This window comes from Streptomyces arenae, assembly GCF_022343545.1.
GTDB classification, from domain to species: Bacteria; Actinomycetota; Actinomycetes; order Streptomycetales; family Streptomycetaceae; genus Streptomyces; species Streptomyces humi.
On the sequence record NZ_JAKQYH010000001.1, the window covers coordinates 48,453 to 49,190 of the forward strand.

Consider the following 738-nt stretch of genomic DNA (forward strand, 5'->3'; position numbering starts at 1 on the left):
GGAGTCGGCGCAGGCCGACGTCCTGCTGCACCACCTCGGCTCCATCGGGCGCGACGACACGCTGGTCGACGCCGGCTGCGGCCGCGGCGGTTCCATGGTCATGGCCCACCAGCGCTTCGGCGCCAAGGTCGAGGGCGTCACCCTCTCCGCCAAGCAGGCCGACTTCGCCAACCGGCGCGCCGCCGAACTCGGCATCGACGACCACGTGCGGGCCCGCGTCTGCAACATGCTCGACATGCCCTTCGAGACCGGACAGGCCGCCGGCTCCTGGAACAACGAGTCCAGCATGTACGTCGACCTGGAGGACCTCTTCGCCGAGCACTCCCGGGTCCTCGCCGTCGGCGGACGCTACGTCACCATCACCGGCTGCTGGAACCCGCGGTACGGCCAGCCCTCGAAGTGGGTCTCCCAGATCAACGCGCACTTCGAGTGCAACATCCACTCGCGCCGCGAGTACCTGAAGGCCATGGCGGACAACCGGCTCGTCCCGCAGGCCGTCATCGACCTCACCCCGGACACCCTGCCCTACTGGGAGCTGCGCGCCACCTCGTCCCTGGTCACCGGCATCGAGGAGGCGTTCATCAACTCGTACAAGGACGGCTCCTTCCAGTACGTCCTGATCGCGGCCGACCGCGTCTGACGCACCGCACGGCCCCGGGGCCCGTCCACCCGGACGGGTCCCGATCGGCCGGGCGTGTCAGGAACCGTTCCCGGGCTCCGGCACTCATGATCCTTGGT

General features: G+C 69.5%; 1 protein-coding gene. It reads left to right on the top strand.

What is annotated here, in order from left to right:
• A partial coding sequence (locus MB828_RS00140) for an SAM-dependent methyltransferase (RefSeq protein WP_301646357.1) occupies window positions 1-640 on the top strand: 640 nt, incomplete at its 5' end.
• Window positions 641-738 lie beyond the last annotated feature (98 nt).